This is a genomic window from Dysgonomonas termitidis, assembly GCF_042654545.1.
GTDB classification, from domain to species: Bacteria; Bacteroidota; Bacteroidia; order Bacteroidales; family Dysgonomonadaceae; genus Dysgonomonas; species Dysgonomonas termitidis.
In genome coordinates this window covers 1-783 of record NZ_JBHSGN010000173.1, presented here as the reverse complement: position 1 = coordinate 783, position 783 = coordinate 1, and the positions used below count along the sequence as shown (strand labels likewise).

At 45.5% G+C, this 783-nt stretch carries 1 protein-coding gene; it reads left to right on the top strand.

Going from position 1 to position 783, the window contains the following annotated elements:
* Positions 1-397, top strand: a 397-nt coding sequence (locus tag ACFO6W_RS25770; protein ID WP_380001953.1) for a DUF3575 domain-containing protein, incomplete at its 5' end; no start/stop codon positions are given.
* Positions 398-783 lie beyond the last annotated feature (386 nt).

The window sequence follows — 783 nt, the reverse complement described above, 5'->3', positions numbered from 1 at the left end:
TTACGCAGGACTCGAAGTACGGCGGTGGTGGGGCAACAGGCAAGGCAGCCCCTTGAACGGCCACTTTGCCGGGATATACTTCACGGGCGGTGTCTACGACCTGCGGCTGTTCACCAAAAGCCTCGACAGTTACGGCTACCTGAGCCACTGGAGCTGGTCGGCGGGAGCGGTATATGGCTATTCCCTGCCGCTGTCTGCAAAGCTGAACCTGGAGTTCAGCGTGAATGCGGGCTATTTCACAGGGGAATACCATGCCTACAACCGCAGCCGCTGTACGGACTGTTACCCGGAACGAAAGACCGGGACAAGAAATTACTGGGGCCCTACGGGTGCGGGGGTGTCGCTGGTCTACCGCTTTGGGATGGATAATTTGAGAATTAGCAGATATGAAAATTAGCAAATTCGAATATTAGCAGATTAGCAAATGAAATGAAATTAATGTACCAAACAACGTTCGCTGAAACGTAGGCGAGGCAATATGCCGATGTGAAAATGTGCCAATGTAAAAATTAAAAATGAAGAAGAATTATATATCGCTTCGCGCTATTTGCCAAAGTTCAAACAACATTCACCGAATTGAAGACGAGTTAAATATGCTCATTGAAAAACATGTAGTTTGTGTAACGTTTGTGTATGGAGAAATATTGTGAGCCGTGAGGCTCGCAGCATTTCAAATATTTTGAAAACCGGAAGCTCATAAAAACAGGGGATAAAAAGAGGAAAGTGAAGAATGAAGAATGAAGAGTGAAAAACGAAGAATAAAATATGAAAGTTAATAACACG